The following is a 2,433-nucleotide window of genomic DNA, read 5'->3' as shown; positions in this document are numbered from 1 at the left end:
AAGGGCGAGATCCTTGGCCACGACCCGATGGCGCAGGACCGGCTGATGATGGAGGCTCAGACCTCCGGCGTCCGCCCGGCTCGCTGAGGTAAGGTATCATGCTTCAACCGAAGAAAACCAAGTTCCGTAAGATGTTCAAGGGCCGCATCCAAGGCGATGCCAAGGGCGGCACCGATCTGAACTTCGGCGCCTATGGGCTCAAGGCCCTCGAGCCCGAGCGGATCACCGCCCGCCAGATCGAAGCGGCCCGCCGCGCGATCACCCGTCACATCCGCCGCCAGGGCCGCCTGTGGATTCGCGTGTTCCCGGACGTGCCGGTGTCGAAGAAGCCCGCCGAAGTCCGCCAGGGCAAGGGCAAGGGTTCGATCGAATACTGGGCCGCCCGCGTGAAGCCCGGTCGCATCCTGTTCGAACTCGACGGCGTTCCCGGCCCGCTGGCGGCGGAAGCGTTCAGCCGCGCGGCGATGAAGCTGCCGATCAAGACCAAGGTCATCGCCCGCCTCGGCGATACCTCGCACCTGGGAGGCGAATGATGGCCCCGAAAAGCTCTAATCGGGCTACCGACCTTCGCGCGAAGAGCGACGACCAGCTCGTCGCCGACCTCGCCGACCTGAAGAAGGAGGCCTTCAACCTCCGCTTCCAGGCTGCCACCAACCAGCTCGAACGTCCGGCGCGCATCAAGGAAGTGCGCCGCGACATCGCCCGCATCAAGACGCTGCAGACTGAGCGCTCTCAGTCGGCCAAGGCGTAAGGAGTCCACGATGCCCAAGCGTATTCTCATCGGTACCGTGGTTTCCGACAAGACCGACAAGACCGTGGTCGTGAAGGTCGAGCGCAAGGTGAAGCATGCCCTTTACGGCAAGATCATCCGCCGCTCGAAGAAGTATCATGCCCACGACGAGGCCAACGCGTTCAAGACCGGCGAAGTCGTCCGCATCGAGGAAACCGCGCCGATCTCGAAGCTCAAGACCTGGAAGGTCATCGAGCGCGTGACCGCCGGCAAGACGGCTGCCGTCGAAGCAGACGTCTGAGTCTCGACCAGAGCTTATTTGGAACTGCCGGGCAAAGTCTCGGGAAGCCATTAGGAAGGAACCGGATCAATGATCCAGATGCAATCCCAGCTTGACGTCGCTGACAACAGCGGTGCCAAGCGCGTCCAGTGCATCAAGGTGCTGGGCGGATCGAAGCGCCGCGTTGCCGGCGTCGGCGATGTCATCGTCGTCTCGGTGAAGGAAGCCCAGCCGCGCACCCGCGTGAAGAAGGGCGACGTTCACCGCGCGGTGATCGTGCGCACCCGCAAGGACGTCCGTCGGGCCGACGGTTCGGTGATCCGCTTCGACAGTAACGCTGCCGTGCTGATCAACAAGAACGAGGAGCCGATCGGCACCCGTATCTTCGGGCCGGTGGTTCGCGAACTGCGCGGCCGCGGCTTCATGAAGATCATCTCGCTCGCGCCGGAGGTGCTGTGATGGCTGCCGCCAAGATCAAGAAGGGCGACAATGTCGTCGTCCGTTCGGGCAAGGACAAGGGCCGCTCGGGCACCGTTCTCCAGGTTCTCCCCAAGGAGGGCAAGGTAATCGTGCAGGGCGTCAACATCGCCACCCGTCACAAGAAGCCGAGCCAGCAGGATCCGAACGGCGGCATCGACCGTCGCGAGGCGCCGATGGCGATCTCGAAGGTCGGTATCGCGGTTGACGGCAAGGCGTCGCGCGTCCGCTTCGAGAGCAAAGATGGCAAGAAGGTCCGCGTGGCCGTCAAGTCCGGGGAGGCCATCTGATGGCTGACAAGTATACGCCTCGCCTCAAGGCGAAGTTCGACGCCCAGATCGCCGCGGCCATGACCGCGAAGTTCGGCTACAAGAACGCGATGGAAGTTCCGAAGATCGAGAAGATCACGCTCAACATGGGCGTCGGCGAAGGCACGCAGGACCGCAAGAAGGTCACCACTGCCGCCGCCGAGATGGAGCTTATCTAGGGCCAGAAGCCGGTGGTCTGCCGCGCCAAGAAGTCGGTCGCCCAGTTCAAGCTGCGCGAAGGCATGGCGATCGGTTGCAAGGTCACGCTGCGTCGTGAACGCATGTACGAGTTCCTCGATCGTCTGATCACCATCGCGATGCCCCGCATCCGCGACTTCCGCGGGTTGAACCCGAAGTCGTTCGACGGTCGCGGCAACTATGCGATGGGGCTGAAGGAGCAGATCATCTTCCCGGAGATCAGCTACGACCAGATCGAGAAGGTGCGTGGGATGGACATCATCATCACCACCACCGCGAAAACCGACGACGAGGCGCGCGAGCTGCTTCGCCTGTTCGGTTTCCCGTTCCCGCTGGAAGGCGAAGCCAAGCAGGCGGCCTGATGCCCTGTTTGATGCTGGATTTGAAGAAGAGAGCTTAAGTCCATGGCGAAACTGAGTTCGATCAACAAGAACGAGAAG

Annotated in this window: 5 protein-coding genes and 2 pseudogenes; all 7 read left to right on the top strand. The window is 62.7% G+C overall.

Annotated elements, in window-relative coordinates; translation table 11 throughout:
• Nucleotides 1–87: pseudogene (locus tag AC1P6P_RS10150) on the top strand (30S ribosomal protein S3); the annotation flags it as partial.
• 11 nt (nucleotides 88–98) lie between these two features.
• Nucleotides 99–533 (top strand): 50S ribosomal protein L16, encoded by a 435-nt coding sequence (rplP, locus tag AC1P6P_RS10145; protein ID WP_481402324.1) that lies wholly within the window; start codon nucleotides 99–101, stop codon nucleotides 531–533.
• Nucleotides 533–751, top strand: coding sequence for a 50S ribosomal protein L29 (rpmC, locus tag AC1P6P_RS10140; RefSeq protein WP_481402323.1), 219 nt, complete (start codon nucleotides 533–535; stop codon nucleotides 749–751). Before rplP ends, rpmC begins: the two co-directional genes overlap by 1 nt.
• A gap of 10 nt (nucleotides 752–761) precedes the next feature.
• On the top strand, nucleotides 762–1,031 hold the full coding sequence (rpsQ, locus tag AC1P6P_RS10135; RefSeq protein WP_481402322.1) for a 30S ribosomal protein S17: 270 nt from the start codon (nucleotides 762–764) through the stop codon (nucleotides 1,029–1,031).
• 69 nt (nucleotides 1,032–1,100) lie between these two features.
• Complete coding sequence (rplN, locus tag AC1P6P_RS10130; protein ID WP_481402321.1) at nucleotides 1,101–1,469, top strand: 50S ribosomal protein L14; 369 nt, start codon at nucleotides 1,101–1,103, stop codon at nucleotides 1,467–1,469.
• Complete coding sequence (gene rplX / locus AC1P6P_RS10125) at nucleotides 1,469–1,777, top strand: 50S ribosomal protein L24 (protein WP_481402320.1); 309 nt, start codon at nucleotides 1,469–1,471, stop codon at nucleotides 1,775–1,777. The genes rplN and rplX overlap by 1 nt, the downstream gene beginning before the upstream one ends.
• Nucleotides 1,777–2,355 (top strand): annotated as a pseudogene (gene rplE, locus AC1P6P_RS10120) (50S ribosomal protein L5). The gene rplX and the pseudogene rplE overlap by 1 nt, the downstream one beginning before the upstream one ends.
• Nucleotides 2,356–2,433 lie beyond the last annotated feature (78 nt).

The organism is Rhizomicrobium sp., assembly GCF_056722145.1.
Note: the sequence above shows the minus strand (reverse complement) of the source record. Positions and strands in the feature narration are given on the sequence as shown.